The sequence below is a fragment of the Pedobacter sp. AC163 genome (assembly GCF_979258665.1).
The window spans coordinates 1,898,113-1,918,035 of record NZ_OZ409872.1; the positions used below are offsets into that span (position 1 = coordinate 1,898,113).

At 37.6% G+C, this 19,923-nt stretch carries 19 protein-coding genes; 14 read left to right on the forward strand and 5 right to left on the reverse strand.

Features of this window, described 5'->3' with window-relative positions; genetic code table 11:
• Window positions 1-4 precede the first annotated feature (4 nt).
• The 7 genes from ACZZZK_RS08005 to ACZZZK_RS08035 all read left to right on the forward strand — a co-directional run bounded on the left by ACZZZK_RS08005 (window position 5) and on the right by ACZZZK_RS08035 (window position 6,613).
• Entirely contained in the window at window positions 5-388 is a 384-nt protein-coding gene (locus ACZZZK_RS08005; protein WP_463483686.1) for a c-type cytochrome, read from the forward strand.
• 31 nt (window positions 389-419) lie between these two features.
• Complete coding sequence (locus ACZZZK_RS08010) at window positions 420-1,877, forward strand: Gfo/Idh/MocA family protein (RefSeq protein WP_056851659.1); 1,458 nt, start codon at window positions 420-422, stop codon at window positions 1,875-1,877.
• A gap of 85 nt (window positions 1,878-1,962) precedes the next feature.
• Complete coding sequence (locus ACZZZK_RS08015) at window positions 1,963-2,643, forward strand: 3-keto-disaccharide hydrolase (RefSeq protein ID WP_463483687.1); 681 nt, start codon at window positions 1,963-1,965, stop codon at window positions 2,641-2,643.
• 110 nt (window positions 2,644-2,753) lie between these two features.
• Entirely contained in the window at window positions 2,754-3,992 is a 1,239-nt protein-coding gene (locus ACZZZK_RS08020; RefSeq protein WP_463483688.1) for a nucleoside permease, read from the forward strand.
• A gap of 66 nt (window positions 3,993-4,058) precedes the next feature.
• Window positions 4,059-4,850, forward strand: a complete 792-nt coding sequence (locus ACZZZK_RS08025) for a hydroxypyruvate isomerase family protein (RefSeq protein ID WP_463483689.1) — start codon at window positions 4,059-4,061, stop codon at window positions 4,848-4,850.
• A 9-nt stretch (window positions 4,851-4,859) separates the two neighbouring features.
• The gene (locus ACZZZK_RS08030; protein ID WP_463483690.1) at window positions 4,860-5,732 is read left to right on the forward strand and encodes a sugar phosphate isomerase/epimerase family protein; all 873 of its coding nucleotides are present in this window, start codon (window positions 4,860-4,862) and stop codon (window positions 5,730-5,732) included.
• Between the two features lie 11 nt (window positions 5,733-5,743).
• Window positions 5,744-6,613, forward strand: a complete 870-nt coding sequence (locus tag ACZZZK_RS08035) for a sugar phosphate isomerase/epimerase family protein (RefSeq protein ID WP_463483691.1) — start codon at window positions 5,744-5,746, stop codon at window positions 6,611-6,613.
• A 90-nt stretch (window positions 6,614-6,703) separates the two neighbouring features.
• On the opposite strand, the gene ACZZZK_RS08040 is transcribed toward ACZZZK_RS08035, so the two are convergent.
• Entirely contained in the window at window positions 6,704-7,711 is a 1,008-nt protein-coding gene (locus ACZZZK_RS08040; RefSeq protein ID WP_463483692.1) for a lamin tail domain-containing protein, read from the reverse strand.
• 49 nt (window positions 7,712-7,760) lie between these two features.
• On the opposite strand from ACZZZK_RS08040, the gene ACZZZK_RS08045 reads away from it, so the two are divergent.
• The 6 genes from ACZZZK_RS08045 to ACZZZK_RS08070 all read left to right on the forward strand — a co-directional run bounded on the left by ACZZZK_RS08045 (window position 7,761) and on the right by ACZZZK_RS08070 (window position 13,682).
• Window positions 7,761-8,750: an aspartate-semialdehyde dehydrogenase gene (locus tag ACZZZK_RS08045; RefSeq protein WP_056851652.1), complete on the forward strand. Its 990-nt coding sequence runs from the start codon at window positions 7,761-7,763 to the stop codon at window positions 8,748-8,750.
• A gap of 54 nt (window positions 8,751-8,804) precedes the next feature.
• On the forward strand, window positions 8,805-9,407 hold the full coding sequence (locus ACZZZK_RS08050) for a CDP-alcohol phosphatidyltransferase family protein (protein WP_463483693.1): 603 nt from the start codon (window positions 8,805-8,807) through the stop codon (window positions 9,405-9,407).
• A 272-nt stretch (window positions 9,408-9,679) separates the two neighbouring features.
• On the forward strand, window positions 9,680-11,089 hold the full coding sequence (gene dacB / locus ACZZZK_RS08055) for a D-alanyl-D-alanine carboxypeptidase/D-alanyl-D-alanine endopeptidase (RefSeq protein ID WP_463483694.1): 1,410 nt from the start codon (window positions 9,680-9,682) through the stop codon (window positions 11,087-11,089).
• Window positions 11,090-11,092: 3 nt separating this feature from the next.
• On the forward strand, window positions 11,093-11,452 hold the full coding sequence (locus ACZZZK_RS08060; RefSeq protein WP_463483695.1) for a hypothetical protein: 360 nt from the start codon (window positions 11,093-11,095) through the stop codon (window positions 11,450-11,452).
• A gap of 37 nt (window positions 11,453-11,489) precedes the next feature.
• The gene (locus tag ACZZZK_RS08065) at window positions 11,490-12,614 is read left to right on the forward strand and encodes an alpha/beta hydrolase-fold protein (RefSeq protein WP_463483696.1); all 1,125 of its coding nucleotides are present in this window, start codon (window positions 11,490-11,492) and stop codon (window positions 12,612-12,614) included.
• 66 nt (window positions 12,615-12,680) lie between these two features.
• The gene (locus ACZZZK_RS08070) at window positions 12,681-13,682 is read left to right on the forward strand and encodes an FAD:protein FMN transferase (protein ID WP_463483697.1); all 1,002 of its coding nucleotides are present in this window, start codon (window positions 12,681-12,683) and stop codon (window positions 13,680-13,682) included.
• Between the two features lie 499 nt (window positions 13,683-14,181).
• Here ACZZZK_RS08070 and ACZZZK_RS08075 read toward each other — a convergent pair whose 3' ends face one another.
• Genes ACZZZK_RS08075 through ACZZZK_RS08085 form a run of 3 tightly spaced genes read right to left on the reverse strand, consistent with a single transcriptional unit; the run spans window position 14,182 to window position 18,345 of the window.
• Window positions 14,182-16,371 carry a PepSY domain-containing protein gene (locus tag ACZZZK_RS08075; protein WP_463483698.1) on the reverse strand — a complete coding sequence of 730 codons (2,190 nt, stop codon included), beginning with the start codon at window positions 16,369-16,371 and terminating at the stop codon, window positions 14,182-14,184.
• Window positions 16,372-16,382: 11 nt separating this feature from the next.
• The gene (locus ACZZZK_RS08080) at window positions 16,383-16,868 is read right to left on the reverse strand and encodes a DUF2271 domain-containing protein (protein ID WP_463483699.1); all 486 of its coding nucleotides are present in this window, start codon (window positions 16,866-16,868) and stop codon (window positions 16,383-16,385) included.
• A gap of 4 nt (window positions 16,869-16,872) precedes the next feature.
• A complete protein-coding gene (locus ACZZZK_RS08085) occupies window positions 16,873-18,345 on the reverse strand; it encodes an ankyrin repeat domain-containing protein (RefSeq protein WP_463483700.1) in 1,473 nt (490 codons plus the stop codon).
• Between the two features lie 239 nt (window positions 18,346-18,584).
• Here ACZZZK_RS08085 and ACZZZK_RS08090 point away from each other — a divergent pair, with 239 nt between their 5' ends.
• A complete protein-coding gene (locus tag ACZZZK_RS08090) occupies window positions 18,585-19,178 on the forward strand; it encodes a dihydrofolate reductase family protein (protein ID WP_463483701.1) in 594 nt (197 codons plus the stop codon).
• A 23-nt stretch (window positions 19,179-19,201) separates the two neighbouring features.
• Here the strand turns inward: ACZZZK_RS08090 and ACZZZK_RS08095 are convergent, their stop codons facing one another.
• Window positions 19,202-19,888, reverse strand: coding sequence for an arylesterase (locus ACZZZK_RS08095; RefSeq protein WP_463483702.1), 687 nt, complete (start codon window positions 19,886-19,888; stop codon window positions 19,202-19,204).
• Between the last annotated feature and the right edge of the window lie 35 nt (window positions 19,889-19,923).

Genomic DNA, 19,923 nt, shown 5'->3' on the forward strand with positions numbered 1-19,923 from the left:
CACAATGAAAAAAACATTTTTAGGTTTAGGCGCAATAGTAATACTTATGGCGTCTTTTTCGAGCGCAGATTTAGAGAAGGAGAAAATGGTAGTTGCAACGGCTAGTTCAACCAATCACGAGTTTCAAATGAGTGCAGGCGAGAAATTGATTAACAAATCAGATTGTATTGGCTGCCACAACAAAGTGAATAAAATTATCGGTCCGTCATATACTGAGATCGCTAAAAAATATCCAGCTACAGAAAAAAATATTAATTACCTGGCCGATAAAATTATTAAAGGTGGTACAGGGGTTTGGGGTACTATGCCTATGACTGCTCACTCTACACTTAAACCAGCAGATGCGAAATTGATGGTTAAATACATTCTTTCGTTGAAGAAAAAATAAGCTAAAATCCCTATTAAACTTCAGATACTAAATGAAAACAGATCAAGAAAATAAAAGCACAACTAACCGCCGTGATTTTATTAAAACAAGCGCTATAGCTGCAGCTGCATTTATGATCGTTCCACGCCATGTTTTGGGTGGGCCGGGCTATTTAGCTCCAAGCGACCGTTTAATTATTGCCAGTATTGGTGTTGGTGGCAAAGGACAGAGCGACATTAATATGTTTGCTAAAAGTGGAAAAGCCGATATTGCTTACCTATGTGATGTAGATGACCGCAGGGCAGCAACAAGTGTTAAAAACTTTCCTAAAGCAAAATACTACAAGGATTATCGTGAGATGTTAGATAAAGAGCATAAAAATTTCGATGCGGTATCTATCTCCACTCCCGATCATAACCACGCCATCCAGGCACTAGCAGCCATGCAATTGGGTAAACATGTATATGTTCAAAAACCTCTAACACACGATATTTATGAAGCCCGTATTTTAACGGCTGCTGCTAAGAAATATAAAGTGGTTACTCAAATGGGTAATCAAGGTGCATCAAACGATGGTCCCCGTCAAATGAAAGAATGGTACGAGGCTGGTTTAATTGGTGATGTACATACGGTTTATGCATGGACTGACCGTCCGGTTTGGCCTCAAGGTATTCCCTGGCCTGCAAAAAAGGCTGATATTCCGAAAGAATTAGACTGGAATTTATGGCTAGGTACAGCTCCGGAGAAAGATTTCGTAGATAAATTAGTTCCTTTTAACTGGCGTGGCTGGTGGGATTATGGAACAGGTGCATTAGGTGATATGGGTTGCCACTTAATTGAGGCTCCGTTTAGTGTACTGAATTTAAAATATGCAAAAGAGGTTGAGGCAAGTGTGGGTTCTGTTTACGTTGATGAATTTAAACGTGGATATTTCCCCGAAAGCTGTCCTCCTTCAAGCCATGTTACTTTAAAGTTCCCTAAAACAGATAAAACCAAAGGTGATGTTACTTTGCATTGGATGGACGGCGGAATTCAGCCAGAACGCCCAGCAGAACTTGAAGCAAATGAAACATTTGGCGATGGTGGTAACGGTACCTTATTTATCGGTACAAAAGGCAAAATGATGTCTGAAACTTATAGTGCAAACCCTAAATTATTGCCGTTAAGCAGAAACAAAGACATTAAAGTTAAAGAAAAATATGCCCGTGTAAAAGATGGCGCAAATGGTCATTATGCGCAATGGGTTGATGCCGCAATTGCAGGTTATGGAAAACAGGAAGTAAGTTCTCCATTCGAAATCGCTGGTCCGCTAACGGAAGCATTATTGATGGCAAATCTGGCCATTAGAAGTTTCGATATCAAGAAGAACGTAAACGGCAAAAACACTTATCCTGGAAGATACATGAAAATGCTTTGGGATAACGATAACATGAAAATTACCAATTTCGATGAAGCAAATCAATTTGTAAAACGCGAATACCGTTCTGGTTGGAATAACTTAACTCTATAACAAAACATCCTCATTGCGAGGTACGAAACAATCTCTCTATTTGGATTGCTTCGTACCTCGCAATGACGGTTAATATAAACACACAATGAAAAAACTCATCCTATCTGCCTGCATTTTGCTGGCATTTACTCAAATTTCTCAGGCTCAAAAAGGTTTCAAGCCTTTATTTGATGGAAAAACAACAACAGGCTGGCACACTTATAACAAAACTAATGTAGGAAGCGCCTGGCAAGTTCAAGATGGTGCCTTACACCTGGATCCTAAAACTAAGGGAAAAGATGGCGGTGGCGATTTAGTTACCGATAAAGAATATAAAGATTTTCACTTGAAATATGAGTGGAAAGTAGCTCCAAAAGCAAATAGCGGACTTATTTTCTACGTACACGAGGAACCAAAATATCATGCTACCTACTCTACAGGTTTAGAGATGCAGGTGTTAGATAACGATGGTCATCCTGATGGAAAAATCACTAAACACCGTTCTGGTGATTTATATGACTTGGTTAAAAGTAAATCAGAACCTGTTAAACCCGTTGGTGAATGGAACAAAGCGGAAATCATCAGCAAAAAAGGAAATTTGACTTTAGTTTTAAACGGCGTTGAAGTAGTAAAAACCACCCTTTGGGATGAAAACTGGAAAAACCTAATTGCAGGAAGCAAGTTTGCTAAATGGGAAAATTGGGGAATTTACAGATCAGGAAAAATTGCATTGCAAGATCATGGCGATGAAGTTTGGTACAAAAACATTTCAATAAAAGAACTATAAAATGAGATTTGGGTTGAGGTCGAGGTTTAGGTTGAGATCAACCTTACTCTCAACCTAAACCTTAACCTAAACCTCAGTCTTAGCCTAAACATTAACCTTATATAAACCAAATGAATAGCACTACTCGCTTTAAACTTTCTACCATGATGTTCCTGGAATTCTTTGTCTGGGGAGCTTGGTTTGTAACGCTGGGAACCTTCCTGGGTAATAACTTAAAGGCAACTGGTTCCGAATCTGCTTCGGTGTTTGGAACACAATCATGGGGTGCAATTATAGCTCCTTTTATAGTGGGATTAATTGCAGATAGATATTTCAATGCTGAAAGAATACTAGGTGTTTTGCATCTGGTTGGTGCAGTTCTTATGTACCAAATGTATAAAGCACCTGATGTAAGTGTTTTCTATCCTTATGTTTTAGGGTATATGATTCTCTTTATGCCAACGTTAGCATTGGTTAATTCAGTTTCGTTTAACCAAATGAAAGATCCAGAAAAAGAGTTTTCGAAAATACGTGTTTGGGGTACGATTGGATGGATTATTGCCGGTTTGCTAATCAGCTTTGTTTTTCACTGGGATTCTCCCGAAGGCATACAAACAGGTTTACTTAAGAATACTTTTCTAATGGCGGGAATAGTATCACTGGTGCTTGGTTTATTTAGCTTTACCCTTCCAAAAACCCCACCAAAAGTATCTGCTGATGAAAAAATTAAAATTGGGGACTTAATTGGCTTGGATGCCCTTAAATTGCTAAAAGATAAAAACTTCGCGATATTCTTTATCTCTGCAATTCTGATTTGTATACCTTTAGCATTCTACTATCAAAATGCAGGTTTGTTTTTAGCAGATATTAAAGTATCTAATCCAACAGGTAAAATGGCTATTGGGCAAATCTCTGAAGCATTATTTCTACTAGCAATTCCTGTTTTCTTTTCAAAATATGGATTCAAAAAAACCATCTTAGTAGGTATGCTGGCTTGGGCTTTAAGATATATATTATTTGCTTATGGAAATGCCGGCGACTTAAGTTTTATGCTTATCATTGGGATAGCACTGCATGGTGTTTGCTATGATTTTTTCTTTGTATCTGGTCAAATCTACACCAATTCAAAAGCTGGAGAAAAATATAAAAGTTCAGCCCAAGGATTAATCACGCTGGCCACATACGGTGTTGGTATGTTGATTGGTTTCGAGGTTGCCGGTATGATTACTGATTCATACAAATCTGGAACCATAACAAATTGGAAAATGGTTTGGACCATTCCTGCGGGAATTGCTGCTGCAGTATTCATCCTCTTTGCATTAACTTTCAACGATAAAACGAAATCAGAAATAGACGCTAAAGCCATTTAATCTTATTCAAAATAGTTAACTAAACACCGATTGTTAGATCACATTCGGTGTTTGTTTATTTAAAACATGGAATCACCAATGCAAAACCATCCGTTAAAAGGCAATATCAATCACTCGGTTTGCCGTTGGTGTTTTAACGATTTCAGTTTAGATGAACTTTGCATTGAGAGTAAAAAAATGGGGCTTACCGGCATCGACCTGGTTAGCCCAAAAGATTGGCCGATACTAAAAAAACATGGTTTGCAGTCGTCCATGTGTAATGGTGCCGAAATTAATTTAGTTGATGGTTTCAATGATAAACAATTTCATAAAATTCTGATCAAGAATTATTCGGAAATGATTCCATTGGTTGCCAAAGCAGGTTATAAAAACTTAATTTGTTTTAGTGGTAATAGAAGAGGCATGGACGATGAAACGGGTTGGAATAATTGTGTAGAAGCGTTAAAACAACTCATTGCTTTGGCAGAGCAACATCAGGTAACGCTGGTGATGGAATTGCTCAACAGCAAAATCGATCATCAAGATTATCAATGCAGTAAAACCGCATGGGGAGTTGAACTTTGTAAGCGATTAGATTCTGAAAACTTCAAATTACTTTACGATATTTACCACATGCAGGTAGATGAAGGAGATGTAATTTCAACCATTAAAAATAACCATCGATACTTTGCGCACTATCACACTGCAGGCGTACCGGGCAGAAACGAGATTGATGAAACGCAAGAACTGAATTATCCTGCCATCATGAAAGCCATTGCAGAAACCGGCTTTAAAGGTTTTGTAGCACAAGAGTTTATTCCTAAAAATGCAGATCGAATGGCCTCATTAAAGCAAGCTGTTTCAATCTGTGATATTTAATTAATTAATATGTTATCAAGAAAAAGTTTTATCATCAACAGCTGTTTAGCAATTGCAACAGTTATTTTAGCTCCATCAATTGGATGCGTAGCGCAAAAGAAAGCAGTAGGATTGCAATTATATTCATTAAGGGCTGAATTGCCAAAAGATGTAAAAGGCACTATCGAAAAAGTAGCTAAAGCTGGTTTCACGGAAGTTGAGCTTTACGGTTTTTCTATCAAAGATCAATTTTGGGGCATGAACCCAATTGAGTTTAAGAAACTTTTAGATGCCAATGGCTTAAAAGCACCAAGTGGACACTATGGCTTGGGAAGTTACTTAACTGATGGCAATACTGCCGAACTAGAGGAGGCAATTGTTGCTGCAAAGGTATTGGGTAGCGAGTATGTAACCATTCCATGGTTGGATCAAAGCATCAGAAAAACTGCTGAGGATTATAAAAAAATCGCCGCAAAAATTAATGTGGCAGGTAAAATGTGTAAAGATGCTGGCCTAAGGTTGGCTTATCATAACCACGATTTCGAATTCCAAAAACTTGGAGAAACTACTGGTTATCAAATCTTATTAAACGAAACAGACAAGAATTTAGTTGATTTCGAATTGGATTTATATTGGGTAGTTCGCTCTGGAAACGACCCGATTAAGTTGTTTACTGATAATCCAGGTCGTTTTACCATGTGGCATGTAAAAGACATGGATAAAACCAATCCGGCATTAAACACCGAAGTTGGTTCGGGCAGCATTAACTGGAAACCTATTTTTGCAGATGCAAAACTTTCAGGCATGAAACACTTTTTTGTTGAACATGAAACCAATTATAAGCCAAATCCAATGGAATCTGTTGCGGCTAGTTGTGCATATTTGAAAAAGAATATTTTATAACTTTAATTTCTATGAACGCTAGACGAACTTTCTTAAAACAAGCCGGCCTAATGGCAGGTGCTTCTTTGGTTATCCCCTCTTTCGCTTTTGATAAAGTGAATAAAACAGTGGGGCTTCAGCTCTACACGCTGCGTGATGAACTACCAAAAAATGTACAAGGCGTAATGGAGAAAGTTGCCGAAGCGGGATATAAGGAAGTAGAAACTTATGGTTTTGCCGACGGAAAATTCTGGGGTTTAACCCCAAAAGAATTTAAAGCTTTGCTTAAGGCAAACGGCTTAAAAGCGCCCAGCGGACATTATTTAATGGATGCATTTTCTAAAAGCGGCAATACCGACAAATTGAAAGCCGACATCGAAGCAGCCGCAATTATTGGAGGAAAATATTTCACCATTGCGGGTGCCCATGTGGATACTAAAAAAGGTATTGATGGTTTCAAAAAGACCGCTTCTGATTTTAATAAAGTTGCAGAACTGGCAAAAAATGCCGGCTTGAAATTCGCTTATCATAACCACGATTTCGAATTTAAAAAATTAGGTGATATTACAGGTTACGATGTTTTTTTAACTGAAACCGATAAAAATCTTGTTGATTTTGAACTTGATTTATATTGGGTTGCTCGCTCAGGAAACGATCCGTTGGCTTTATTTAAAAAGTATCCGGGTCGTTTCCCCATGTGGCATGTTAAAGATATGGATAAAGCCAAGCCTGAACAGAATACAGAAGTAGGTAAAGGTTCGATTGACTTCAAAGCTATTTTTGCCGAAAAAAAGTTATCCGGCATGAAACACTTTTTTGTAGAACATGAAAATAATTACAATCCTAATCCGATAGGCTCAATTAAAACGAGCTGCGATTATATTAAGGCAAATTTGATATAATGTTCCCTCAGATTAAAATGATTTAGCAGATATAAGGCTAACTCATTTTAATTACGGAATTATGATCTCAATATTTTTTTCAGATATTCTCTAATTCAGCTTCCCGGCCAATACACACGTATTTTTGATCCGTTTCGTATTTCCATTTAAATCGAAAAACTCAAACAAAATAACATAGATGCCAACAGCGGCTTTCTCCCCGTTGTCTCCTACTCCATCCCAGGTTAAATTTCCATTTGTACCAATGGTTTGGTTTTTTAACAATTGCCTCACCAATTTTCCTTCATCATTGTAAATGTTAACCGTAGCTAAACTTGCGTTCGCAGCAAGTTGATATTGGAGTATCATCAAATCCTCAAAGTTATCGCCATCAGGTGAAAAAGTTTTAGATATCAAGCGAGCGAAATTTTCATCGCCAGTCAATTCTTGAGAATTTCTATAAGTTGGTGTGGCGAAACCTGAAGTAGCCGCTGCTGATTTAAAATTACCCGCTTCGTTTGCGCCGGCATTAAACGAAACACGCTCCAAAGAAATCCCATCTTCATCCTGGATTAAAGGATGATGAGTTTTCGCATTGTAGTCCAACCGATCTAGCACCTGATTATTGCTCAATAAAATGACCACTCCTTTATCATTGTTAAATGCGGGCAAACTACTAATTTGCACAAATTGATTTGGAAACTTTGTTTGGTAATTTAGCTTGATATTCGCTTGATTGGTGGTAATTACCCAATAACTTCCTGGCGCTATCATCAGCTTTGCTGAAGAAACATTTTTAATGCTTGCAGGTTCGCCAGCAGCATTTGCGTTTGCAAGCTGTAACTCCTTTAAATCAATTTCGTGATTTGAATTATTGTGTATCTCTACAAAATCAACGCCTCCAGATCGCGGATTAAATAAAATTTCAGAAATCAGAATATCACCTTTGCTGATAATATTAGATGGATTTCTCTGTTTAATATTAATAGGGGATTTGTTGGCGAACGTTGGGATGGAAAACGTGTCATTGCCTATAAATTCCGTAGAAAATATAGGACTTAGAATATCAACCGTAAATTTAAAGAATAACAATAGGGATATAAGCGTAATTTTTACCATATTTGGGCTTATATCAAATGTTTAATAAATATAATAATTAAAATCTAAAATGAAAGTAGCAGTTGTAGGTGCAACCGGATTGGTTGGTACCGTGATGTTAAAAGTATTGGAGGAGAGAAATTTCCCTTTAACAGAGTTAATTCCCGTGGCATCAGAAAAGAGTGTTGGTAAGGAAATTACTTTTAAGGGTAAGAAGTTCCCAATCGTTAGCATGGACACTGCAATTGGCATGAGACCAGATATCGCTTTATTCTCTGCCGGAGGCAATACTTCATTAGAGCATGCACCTCGTTTTAAAGAGGCCGGAACAACCGTTATTGATAACTCTTCGGCATGGAGAATGGACCCAGCGGTTAAATTAATCGTTCCGGAAGTTAATGCGCATGAGCTTTCTATCGACAATAAAATCATTGCTAATCCAAACTGCTCTACCATTCAAATGGTAGTGGTTTTAAAACCGTTACATGATAAATACAAAATCAAACGTGTAGTGGTTTCTACCTATCAATCGGTTACCGGAACGGGCGTTAAAGCCGTTGAACAATTGATGAATGAGCGCAAAGGCATTGATGGCCCGAAAGCTTATCCTTACGAAATCGATTTAAATGTGCTTCCTCATATCGACGTTTTCATGGAAAATGGTTATACCAAAGAAGAAATGAAAATGGTGAAGGAAACAAATAAAATCATGAGCGATAACAACATTAAAGTTACGGCGACAACTGTTCGTATTCCTGTAATGGGCGGTCACTCAGAGTCGGTTAACATCGAATTTGAAAACGATTTCGATTTAGCTGAAGTGCGCAGTATTTTAGAAAAATCGCCTGGTATTATCGTTGTTGATGATGTAGCAAACTTAAAATACCCAATGCCAAAAGATGCACATGAGAAAGATGAAGTTTTTGTTGGTCGTATTCGTAGAGATGAATCAGCGCCGAAAGCTTTAAACCTTTGGATTGTTGCAGATAATTTGCGCAAAGGTGCTGCAACCAACGCAGTTCAAATTGCAGAATATCTAATTCAGAAAGAATTAGTTTAACTATAACTCAAAGCCTCCGATAAAAGTGGAGGCTTTTTTATGCGCTCTCCACTCATGAAAAACATTCCGATAGCATTAATATATTCCAGATTGCTTATTGGCTTTATTATTATTTTGTTGAGCGTTTTTCAGGTAAATCTTTATTCCTTTTTTGCCATTTCCTTATTAACAATAGGCTTGTTAACTGATGTTTTTGATGGCATCATTGCAAGAAAACTGGATATCTCTTCAGAAAAATTGAGGCGATTGGATTCTGGGATCGACCAGGTTTTCTTTATTTCTGTTGCTGTGGCGACTTATATCCAATGTCCAGATTTTTTTAAAACCAACGCCGTTAAGCTGACCATTTTAATTGGTGCAGAGGTAATGATTTATCTAATTAGCTATTTGAAGTTTAAAAAAGAGGTTGCTACACATTCCATCGGTGCCAAAATCTGGACTTTAACGCTATTCGCAGCGCTCATCGAAATAATGATTCATTGCCGATCTGTCGTGTTGTTTGAGCTTTGTTTGTGGCTTGGAGTAGCTACACGGCTGGAAATCGCTGCAATAATATTTACCTTAAAAAAGTGGACAAATGATGTTCCTACAATTTATCATGCGGTTAAATTGCGCCAGGGAAAAGAAATTAAGCGCAATAAGCTTTTTAATGGATAGCATAACAAATTAACCTTTATTTTGGCAAGCAGTTTCGGTAGCTTTTAACTTACACCTGTCCTGCTCCCGCTTCTGCCGATAAAAAATCGGCATCTCGCTTTGATCAGGTTGAGGTGGCCCGGATAGTAATTTTAAACTGCGTAAAATAAACCGGGTCCGAAGCAAACCCAAGTACTACAGGTTTTGCTTTTCAAATAAAATAGTTTGGTACTATAATTATTGGCTTAGGCTTTCAAATAACTTTATATTTGTTCCTCTTCAATAGCTAGTTTATGCGTTTTAAAATATCCCTTCTTTTCGTATTTGTGCTCGTTGGCCATTTTGTTAATGCCCAAAACAAAATCCAAAACCTCGAAAAAGCTTTCAATAATTTATTGGCAGATGAGCAGGCGAAACATGCCCTTTTATCACTTTGTGTGTTAGATGCTAATAGCGGCAAAACACTGTTTGCAAAGAATGAGCAAATTGGTTTGGCTACTGCATCAACTTTGAAAACGATTACCGCAGCCACTGCTTTTAGTATTTTAGGCAAAGACTTCCAATTTCAAACTACCTTAGCCTACACTGGAAACATCACAAGTGATGGCACTTTGAAAGGAAATCTTGTGATTATAGGAAGTGGCGATCCCACGCTTGGCTCCTGGCGTTATCAAAATAAAGAAAATGCAGTTTTAACTCAATGGGTTGCGGCTATAAAAGCTGCAGGAATTAAAAAAATTGAAGGTTCGATTATTGGTGACGATAGCATTTTTGGAACACAAACTACACCAGAAGGTTGGGTTTGGCAAGATATAGGAAACTATTACGGCGCAGGTACTTCAGGTTTAGCCTGGAGAGAAAATCAGTTCGACATTCATTTACGTCCGGGCGCTAGCACAGCTGATGAAGTTAAAGTTATAAAAACAGTACCTGAAACACCCTATATTAAGTTGGTAAATGAGTTGAAAACCGGTGCTTCCGGAACTGGTGATAGAAGTTATGCCTTTCTGCCGCCATACAGTAATGTGGCTTATTTACGTGGCAGTTGGGGAATGGGAATTGGCAAAACCGGTATCTCTGTTGCCACACCTGATCCTGCCTTGGATTGTGCTTATCGTTTACAGGACACCTTGAAGAAATTAGGAATTCCAACAAGTTTGGAAGCTACAACAGCAAGGCTCCTCGCTTTGAATAATCAGCCTATTCCTTCTGTAAGCCAAAAAATAAGCACTATTAGTTCACCAACGTTGAGCGAAATCAGTTATTGGTTTTTAAACAAAAGCATCAATTTATACGGTGAAACTTTGCTAAAAACAATTGCCTTAAAATCAGGAAAGCCAGCGACAACCGCAAAAGGTGCAGAAACAGAAATTAATTATTGGGCAGCAAAAGGGATCGATAAAACAGCTTTGAACATCATCGATGGTAGCGGACTTTCTCCTGGCGATAGAGTAACTACCTCAGCAATGGCCAACATTCTATTCAAAATCCAAAAAGAAAGCTGGTTTACCGATTTTTATAAAGGTTTACCAGAATACAATGGCATGAAAATAAAAAGTGGAACGATAAATGATGTTTCTGCTTTTGCAGGCTATCACACCGACACTGCAGGTAATAAATATGTAATTGTGATTAACATCAACAATTATAGTGGAAGCGGAATTAATAAGAAACTATTCAATGTTTTAAACCAACTAAAATAATTTATGCCTTATTTTATCAAAAACCTTCAAACTGTGGATGGGTTAATCTCAAATTTGTACGGAAATGTATCTGTTGAGGAAATGACTAAAACAATTGTTTACCATTTAGAACAACAAGGATATAAAGTACAAGACCAAGGTTTTGGTAATTTAATTTTAGAGAAAGGCAGCAGAATACAGCGCATTTTGCTGGGAGCGTTAGTAAAATATTTTAAATTCAGCGTGAGCATGACACCTGCCGAAAAAAATGAACTAGTGGTTAATATTTTTCAGCAAACTAGCGGCATGTCGGGTGGTTTAATAGGGATGAATCAAGTTAAAACTGAATTGGCCAGGTTAAACTTCGTTTTCGCCAATCTTTAAGTTTTAGATATCAATTGATTACACCACCAAACTTATTATGACTGGAAGGCTATTCATCATTATTCTGCTTTTACCGGTCATTTCAATTGCACAGGTTAAGGTATTGCTAAATGTTAGTGTTCATCAGAAAACACAAGATACACTCTTCATTGCGGGCAGTTTTAACGATTGGAACCCAAGAAGTGAAGCTTTCATTTTAAAGCAAAAAGATAGCCTTACTTATGAAGTCGCGTTGAATTTACCAAAAGGAAACCATGAGTTTAAAATTACCCGAGGAAGCTGGGATAAAACTGAATGCCAAAAAAATGGCGCATCAGTAGCAAACAGAGTTTTAAATTTAGATGTTGATACTGTAATGGATATAGAGATTGCAAATTGGTCGGATAATTTTAAGCAAGTTAAAGAAAAATACCATTTCGGCGACCATGTTCATCTTGTGGATTCTGCTTTTTACATGCCACAATTGAATAAGTATCGCCAGATTTGGATCTATTTGCCTAAAGATTATGTAAAGTCTAACAAGCGTTATCCTGTAATTTATATGCAGGACGGTCAGAATTTATTTCATGCCAATCCGCCGAGAGCCGATGAATGGGCAGTTGATTCAATCATGGACAGCTTAAATCGTGAAGGATCAAAGGAAATGATCGTTGTAGGAATAGATCATGGTGGCAAGGATAGGCTAAAAGAATATAATCCTTACGACAGTCAATACGGCAAAGGAGAAGGACAAGCATATGTTTCCTTTTTAGTGGAAACATTAAAGCCTCACATTGATTCGAACTACAGAACCTTGAAAGATTTTGCAAACACTTCGATAGCCGGCAGCTCAATGGGTGGCTTAATTTCCATGCACGCCATTGCACAATACCCAAAAGTATTTGGTTCGGCTGGCGTTTTTAGTCCGGCGTTTTGGTTAGCCCCTCAAATTTATACAGAAGTAACTACTAAATTAAATGGCTTAAAACACAGCAAAATATTTTTTGTTGCTGGCGATAAAGAAGGATTTACAATGGTTCAGAACACGAAAAAGATGTATGATATCTTGAACTCTAAAGAAAAGAATCAAAACATTGTTTTTTTGGAGAAAGAAGATGGAAAGCACACCGAATGGTTTTGGCATCGTGAGTTTGTTCATTTTTATCAATTCATAGCAAAGTAATAGTTCAGAGCAGATACTATAGCTTTCTGAATTACCAAAAGCCTTTTTTACTTAAATATCATATCATTGAAAAGAAGCTTTATCATTTTTTTTGTCCTCTTACAGTTTACAGCATCAGCGCAAGTATTAAAGAAACGCACCACCTTGTTGATGGGCAGTAAGTTTGAAATTACTATTGTAGCTAAAGATGCCCTAACCGCCACGCAAAATATTGATAGTGTGATCGCAGAAATCAGCCGAATTGAATACTTAATTTCAGACTGGAAACCCGAAACACAAATTTCGAAAGTAAATAGAAATGCGGGAATAAAACCTGTAAAAGTTGACAAGGAAGTTTTTGATCTCACCCAAAGGGCGCTTAACCTTTCAAAAATAACAAACGGTGCATTTGATATTAGTTTTGCAGCGATGGACAGGATTTGGAAATTCGATGGATCGATGATAGCTATGCCCGATGATGAAACAGTAAAAAAATCCGTCGAAAAAGTAGGTTATGAAAACATCATTCTTGATAGTTTAAATTCGACAATCTTTTTAAAATTAAAAGGGATGAAAATTGGTTTTGGAGCATTGGGTGAAGGTTATGCTGCAGATCGATGTAGAAGTATGATGCTTGCGAAAGGAATAAAGGCAGGCATTGTAAATGGATCTGGCGACATGAGTACGTGGGGGAAACCACCTAAAGCAAAACATTGGGTAATAGGAATTACCAATCCATTTAATAAAGACAGCCTTTTTGCGGTAGTTCCGCTTAAAACTGCTGCGGTGGTCACCTCAGGAAGCTATGAGAAATTTGTGGTGTTCAATGGAAAACGCTATTCTCATATCATCAACCCCGTTACAGGCTACCCAGCTACAGGTTTAACGAGCGTAACCGTATTTGGACCAGATGCTGAGCTTGCCAATGGTTTTAGTACCTCGATGATGGTTTTGGGAAAAGATAAAGCACTCGAACTGATCAAAGCCTATCCGCTTTACAGTTGTATTTTGTTCAGTGATGATGGAAAGGTTTATCATTCCGAAAATATCAGTGAGAAATTGCTTAAAGAGTGGAAGAAGGGAATATAGGCATCTGGAAGTAACTAGGTTTTCCGCATTTTTGCGGAGACTAGCTGATGGTTAATTCATTTCATAAAATTAGTGTTTCGGTCTGTGAGAATACAGACCCAAGAGTTAGAGATTAAAATGCCTTTTACAATAGCTGTGCGCATTTCACAAGAACAATCATCATTGCAAACCCAGACTTGTGCGAGATGAAGCAATCTTTATTACCTAAATAGATTGTTTTCTTTCTCCATGGTCTGTGTCCCCGCAGACCATTATTTGCTTTTTTGTGTTCCGGTCTGTGAGGACACAGACCCAGGCGTTAGAGATTAAAATGCCTTTTACAATAGCTGTGCGCATTTTACAAGAACGATCCTCATTGCAAACCCAGACTTGTGCGAGGTGGAGCAATCTTTCTTACCTAATATAAATTGCTTTCCCCGAACGGTGGAGACAAACCGTGCTTTGCAATGATGGAAACGCTGCTAACCAAGGCTTCAAGAAATATTAATCGAACTCCAGGCTAATAACAATCCATTAAAATCTGACCTCGCGATTGATAGTAACTAATACTTTTTTGATGGTCTTGCTGACATAATTGATCCAACAACTCGATCACATCTTTCTGCATACTTAAAGAACCGCAAAGCATAATCACTCCATTATCTTTTAATGTTTGGCATACAAAAGACTGGTCTTTTAAAAGAAGATCTTTAACATATTGTTTTTCTCCTTCTCTAGAATAGGCTACATGGAGAGAAGTAAGCAAATTGGCTTCTTTATTGATTGCATTTTCGTAAAGTGTAAACGACGCTTTGTTTCTAAAACCACAGTACAGATGAATATCCTGCACTCTTCCTTGCTGATCTATCATACCTAAAAACGGCGCTATACCCGTTCCGTTTGAAACCATGACTACCGTTTTTGCTTTAGCAGGAAAATGAAAATGTGTATTCTTAACAACCGCAGCCTTGAATTTCTCATCGATTTTAAGATCGTGCAAAAAACCCGAGCCTAAACCTCCTTGATGAAGTTTAACGCTTAACTGAACATCTTTATCCATTTTACCAATGGAATATAAACGTTCTCGATGATCGTTTGCCGGGTAAACAGCTAATAAATCACCAGAAGTAAATTTAGTTTTTTTAAGAGGCTTTAAGCGGATAATGAATGAAGTATCCTCATGGCTTGAAACTGTTTTATCTACTACTTGAAACTCCTGCGTTTTCGCAGGTTTTGGGGCAAGCAATTTATCAATAGCACTTAGCTCGATATGAGAAGCCTGTGCCCATAAGTTTGCCCATCGCATAAAATCCTCTGGCGACCGATCGTTTACGGTATGGATTTCGAGCAAGGGTTTTGCCCAATCTTCATGCGCTAAAGCATTGTTAACTTCGTAACCAAACTTGCAAAAATCAGGGTAGGCTTGAGAACCAAAGGCAACTACCGAAAAATCGACAATTGATAATTGTTTATGCTTTTTTAGGAGCGATTTAAACTTCGAAGCATTTGTCGGCGCATCTCCCTGACCGTAAGTTGCCGCAAAAATTAAAATATGCTCGGCCTTTGGATAAACTTTGTAATCATTAAGTTCGGCCATGAAGGCACTTTTCCCATTCTTTAAAAGCTGTTGTTGAATGGCATTGGCAAAACGAAAGGTACTACCGTTTTCAGAGCCAACCAGTAAAATATATTCTGCCTGATCGAACTTGTATTTGTTTTTGATACCGTTACGGCTGCGTTTCCACCAAATTACAAAACCCGAATAGATAAAAAACAGGATATTTGCCGATGCAATGGCTAAAACAATCGCCCAAATGGCACTTCCTCTACCCGTATGTAAATCCATACTGAGGTTATTAAAAATGGTGGCTCTGGAGTAAGTTTGTTGGGTAATAATATCTCCCGTAACTTGATTCACGGTAATTTCCTTGTCGGTAAGTTTAAGCGTAAAATAATCCTCTACATCTTCAGAAAAGGGAAACTCTATTGATTGTAAGTCGCTTAATGGGATATTTTTGAAAACCTCAAAATCGCTAATCGGTTTTGCAGGAGTGGTTTTTAAGGCATCGAAATCAACTTTGTGCGTTATTTTTTCTTCCTTAATAATCCCAAATCGTTGTAATGAAAGGTAGGTACCAGATAGCGAAATGATGATGATTGGAATTAAGAGCAAACGCCCTAAAACAACATGATAGTATTGTGCAAATCCATCTTTAACAATCTTCCCGAAAAATTTCTTTAGGCTGCGTTGGCGCTGAATAATCAAAACTGTACCAGATGTTGCAATAAGAAATAACAGAAAGGCGGTAATACCAACAAAAAGCCTCCCCAATTCATGCAGAAATAACGACCTATGTAAAGTAGTGGTCCACCTAAAAAATTCATTCTCTTTGGCGACTTTACCAAATGATTTGCCAGTTTTAGGATCGACATAAAAATTTCCGGACTTCTCATTCGAGTCTGTGCCATTTACAATTACAAATTGATTGGCATCAATGGTTACGTCAGCAATATCCGTATAGGATTTATGCAATGTCGGGATGAGCTGGGCAACATTAAGCTGATTGAAATCTTTTGATTTATAAGGCTGAATCTTTTCAGTGACGGGCTTAAATGATAGGATGATACCTGTAACGGATGCAAGTGTAATAAAAAGAAAAGAAGATACAGCTAAAGCAAGGTGGCTGTATCTCCATAGAGAAATTGTCATTGAATAAGCTTTTAGTTAGGGCTTAGGCGCACGTACCTAATGTAACCCGTTCCTTCTGTTTTAGCGGCCAAACCTTCAGTTGTTAAAGGAATTTCAGCATCTTTAACATAGTATTTATTGTCTTCAACAGCAGTTTCGAAACGCAACTTGTAACCTTTGTTAATTTTAGCGGTTTCAATATCAAAAGTAGTTACACTTCTATCGCCACCCGTTACTGATGCGCCGGTAACAGCACTAATATTTGTGGGCTTACTTTTATAAGCTTTGTGCCATTCTTTTAAGTCAGGATACCATTTCTTATCTGATCCCATCACATAAAGTGTTTTTTCGTAAGCGCCTTTTGCATTGATTAGCGATACCGCGATATAAGCACCTTCACCTGTGTAGTTGGTCATTTGAACCATACACTTGTATTTTGTAGTTTTTTGTGCCGATGATAATTTAGGTACGAATAGAATTAAAGCAAAAGCGAGGCACAGTTTATATATGTTATTCATTTTATTATTTCAAAAAGTCGATTGATACTTTGTTTTTAGTCAAAAATTCGTTTTCGGTGGCTAAATCGTATGGTGTTTCTTTAAACTCTGTTGCTACATCTTTTTTCGCACCTACAGAAATTAAATATTTCAAAAGCTCGGTATCTTTAGCCGTCATTGCAGCTTTGTGTAACGCAGTATAACCCTCTTTATTTTTCAAGTTTACATCCACTTTGTAATCGGCAACCAGTTTTGCTAAAGCCAAATCGTTTTTAGCAACCGCTAAATGATATAAAGTATTGCCATTTGGCTGCACTGCAGCAAGATTAAGACCTTTATCAGTTAACACTTTTAGTTTAGCATTAAAGTCTTCCATACCACGAGGTCCATAAGATTGGAAAAGATAATAAGCCAGGTTATTTCCATCTTTATCGGCACCGTTAATATCAGCACCTTTGCTCAACAGAAAACTAACCGCCTCTGCAGAATTACCACGAACTGCCATTGCCAATGCAGATACACCTTTTGCATTTACCTGATTAACGTTTTTTACACTTTTGGCTAATAACTCCAAGGTAGCTAAATCTCTATTCCCTCCGGCGGCAGCCATAAAAGCAGTGTTGCCTTCTTTATCTGCTGCATTCACATCCACTCCTTTTGATAGGAAATAGTTGATTACTTCTTCTTGCTTCGGTTTACGGGCTACATACGATAAAGCATTTTCTCCATTGCTTCCAATAACAGTTGGCTTTAATTTAAGGCTTTCCAAATATTGAAAAACAGCTATACCATTTGAACTTCCTCGTCCACCCTGTGCAGCCATAATAAAAGCATTGTCGTTATATTTTACGCCTTTTGCAATCAATTTGTTCATCAACTCGATGTTACCACTTCTTGCCACATAGTTAAAAGCGGTGTTGCCAACAGCATCGGTACTGTTTAAGCTTAATCCTTTGCCTACAAAATAATCCGTTAAAGCAAAGTTTTTATCATTGGCGATTCCAATTAATAATGCGTTTGCGCCATCATGATTTAAATTGGTTTTTACATCGGCACCGTTTGCAATTAAAAGATCGTAAACTTTAGTATCAGCCTGGCCGCCGCCTGCTGCAAAGGTTAATGGCGTTGCCCCATGACTATCCTGAAGATTAACTTTAGCACCATTTTTTAACAGGTGTTCCATCACTGCCACATTTCCTCTAGATGCTGCCCAGAACAGATAAGTTCTGCTATCGTGCGTAATTTTATTCACATCATTACCAGGTTGCGATAAAAGGTATAAAATCGTTTCCGTTGGCGCATTATTGTTGATAGCCAATACAGTTGCATCGAACGACATTGGGTTTAATTGTGAAGGATTACTGCCTTTCGCAATTTCTGCCTTAATTGTTGCTAAGTCTGTATTTCCTTTCCAAAAAGACTGATCAAAAAAGGTGTTTTTTTGAGCCTGTGCAGTAAACGATGCCATTGCAAGAACAGCAATTAGGATTTTTTTCATTTCTAAGCTTAATAGTTTTGATTAACAAATTCGATAGCGCTTTGCAGGGCAAAAGAATTTCGGGCTAAGTTAACAAGAATCATTCTAAATAATGCATTTCAGCTCTATTTATTTAAATTAATTATAATTAGTGAAAGGTTTTATGATGTGGTTTCTCCTATTGGAAAATGGAAAATAGCTTCTCTATTCCTAAAATTCTGGCTAAAAATTTGTAATAAGACTTTTATAAACACTTGATAATGAGAAAAATTATTGTTTTATCTATGATGTCGTTAGATGGAGTAATGCAGGCGCCAGGCGGTCCTGATGAGGACCATACTGGAGGTTTCGAATATGGAGGCTGGGTTGCCCCTTTCAACGACGAGATCTCTGGCAAAGAAATGCAAAAGAATATGGAAGCTTCTGATATCCTCCTAGGCAGAAAAACCTTCGATATCTTTGCTGATTATTGGCCAGACAGAGAAGATGGTTGGCCAGGGATTAATGAGGTAAACAAATATGTCTTGTCATCAACCTTAAAACACTCCAATTGGAAAAACACCACTTTCCTTACCAATCTGGAAGATATCATACAGCTTAAAAAAACTAATGGTGGCGATATAAAGGTTTGGGGGAGCAGTAAACTTGTTCAATTATTGTTAGCGAACAACTTGGTTGATGAATTTATTTTGATGATCCATCCGGTAATATTAGGTAAGGGTAAACGACTCTTTAATGATGAAGCAAGTGCGACTTCATTTAAATTAATAGAAAGTGTTACCAGCAAAAAAGGGGTGATATTTGCCAAGTATCAAAGATTTGGCGAAGTTGCAACTGGAACTGTTTCAGATTAACAATGTTGACATCTGGGTTTTCACTACAAAAGCGGTTTCAACACCACCCAAACGTTTTCAGCTAAAATCTTGTCTCCTTCTGCCGTTGGATGAATTCCATCCTCCTGATTTAATTTTGGGATTCCGCCCACTTTATCTAACAAAAAAGGAATGAGCGCCATATTATTTTTCCTGGCTAAATCGGGAAATATATTTTTGAAATCATTTGCGTATCTGGCGCCCATACTTGGTGGCATTTGCATACCGGCTAACACCATTTTAACATTTGGATATTTCGCTTTAACGGCATCAATAATATCCTGAAGATTTTTAGTAGTTTGTTTTACAGGCAACCCTCTTAAACCGTCGTTGGCGCCGAGTTCCAACACAAATATATCAATAGGCTGTTTCAACAACCAATCTATTCTACCTTTTCCTCCTGCAGATGTTTCTCCACTCAATCCGCCATTAATAACGGAGTAAGGTAAATTCAAAGAGTCGATTCTATTTTGAATCAATGCAGGAAAAGCTTCTGTTGGATCAAGACCATACCCAGCGGTTAAACTGGTGCCGAAAAAAAGGATGGTTTTCTTTTGGATGGATCTAGCTGCTTGCTTTTGGTCAGCCGAATCTAAAGTTTTTTCTTCATTTCCAGTTCGCTTATTGTTTCCACAGGAAGCAATAAGGATAGCCAAAACAAATAAACCAATAAAGCGTTTTCGTAACATCATAACTAATTTTTTCTCTAAATAAAAACCATTATCTT

Coding starts and splice junctions, on each gene's coding strand:
- ACZZZK_RS08090 (WP_463483701.1), top strand. CDS start 18,585: ATGAGAAAAATTATTGTTTTATCTATGATGTCGTTAGATGGAGTAATG.
- ACZZZK_RS08060 (WP_463483695.1), top strand. CDS start 11,093: ATGCCTTATTTTATCAAAAACCTTCAAACTGTGGATGGGTTAATCTCA.
- ACZZZK_RS08075 (WP_463483698.1), bottom strand. CDS start 16,371: ATGACAATTTCTCTATGGAGATACAGCCACCTTGCTTTAGCTGTATCT.
- ACZZZK_RS08080 (WP_463483699.1), bottom strand. CDS start 16,868: ATGAATAACATATATAAACTGTGCCTCGCTTTTGCTTTAATTCTATTC.
- ACZZZK_RS08020 (WP_463483688.1), top strand. CDS start 2,754: ATGAATAGCACTACTCGCTTTAAACTTTCTACCATGATGTTCCTGGAA.
- ACZZZK_RS08010 (WP_056851659.1), top strand. CDS start 420: ATGAAAACAGATCAAGAAAATAAAAGCACAACTAACCGCCGTGATTTT.
- ACZZZK_RS08015 (WP_463483687.1), top strand. CDS start 1,963: ATGAAAAAACTCATCCTATCTGCCTGCATTTTGCTGGCATTTACTCAA.
- ACZZZK_RS08025 (WP_463483689.1), top strand. CDS start 4,059: ATGGAATCACCAATGCAAAACCATCCGTTAAAAGGCAATATCAATCAC.
- ACZZZK_RS08005 (WP_463483686.1), top strand. CDS start 5: ATGAAAAAAACATTTTTAGGTTTAGGCGCAATAGTAATACTTATGGCG.
- ACZZZK_RS08045 (WP_056851652.1), top strand. CDS start 7,761: ATGAAAGTAGCAGTTGTAGGTGCAACCGGATTGGTTGGTACCGTGATG.
- ACZZZK_RS08030 (WP_463483690.1), top strand. CDS start 4,860: ATGTTATCAAGAAAAAGTTTTATCATCAACAGCTGTTTAGCAATTGCA.
- ACZZZK_RS08035 (WP_463483691.1), top strand. CDS start 5,744: ATGAACGCTAGACGAACTTTCTTAAAACAAGCCGGCCTAATGGCAGGT.
- ACZZZK_RS08040 (WP_463483692.1), bottom strand. CDS start 7,711: ATGGTAAAAATTACGCTTATATCCCTATTGTTATTCTTTAAATTTACG.
- dacB (WP_463483694.1), top strand. CDS start 9,680: ATGCGTTTTAAAATATCCCTTCTTTTCGTATTTGTGCTCGTTGGCCAT.
- ACZZZK_RS08050 (WP_463483693.1), top strand. CDS start 8,805: ATGAAAAACATTCCGATAGCATTAATATATTCCAGATTGCTTATTGGC.
- ACZZZK_RS08095 (WP_463483702.1), bottom strand. CDS start 19,888: ATGATGTTACGAAAACGCTTTATTGGTTTATTTGTTTTGGCTATCCTT.
- ACZZZK_RS08085 (WP_463483700.1), bottom strand. CDS start 18,345: ATGAAAAAAATCCTAATTGCTGTTCTTGCAATGGCATCGTTTACTGCA.
- ACZZZK_RS08065 (WP_463483696.1), top strand. CDS start 11,490: ATGACTGGAAGGCTATTCATCATTATTCTGCTTTTACCGGTCATTTCA.